General features: G+C 64.4%; 1 protein-coding gene. It reads left to right on the plus strand.

What is annotated here, in order from left to right; all coding sequences use genetic code 11:
- Positions 1 to 177: 177 nt before the first annotated feature.
- Positions 178 to 455, plus strand: a 278-nt coding sequence (locus MWC30_RS21920; RefSeq protein WP_244086320.1) for a transposase family protein, incomplete at its 3' end; no start/stop codon positions are given.

Here is a 455-nt window from a genome sequence, read left to right on the forward strand (position 1 = left end):
GAGGTGTGTCGAGTCAAGGGGCTCGCGCCCTTGTTGGATGATGGATTTTGCCGGCTCTTCGCGTTTGAGGGTGTAGAAGCAGGGACAAGTGGCGGGGTCGGCGTGGCGGTGGGTGGATAGAGGTCGAGGTCTTCCGAAGATGGGAGTTCCTACACTGCCCATCTGAAAGACCTCGACGTGCCTAAGCCTACTTTCACCTGTCCTGACCTCAACAGCTTCTGCCTCCTCGACTCCCTCGGACTCACGGTCACTGGCCAGCAGACCCGGCGCGACCGAGCAGTCCTGGAATGCCGTCTCACCGAGGATGATCGGTGGTGCCGGAACTGTGGCGGCGAAGGCGTCCCACGGGGCACGGTGGTGCGGAAGCTTGCGCATCTGCCACTGGGGTGGCGGCCCACCACCTTGTGGGTGAGGGTCCGCCGGTACCGGTGCGCCGACTGCGCACGGGTCTGGCG

The organism is Desulforhabdus sp. TSK, assembly GCF_022836495.1.
Lineage (GTDB): Bacteria > Desulfobacterota > Syntrophobacteria > Syntrophobacterales > Syntrophobacteraceae > Desulforhabdus.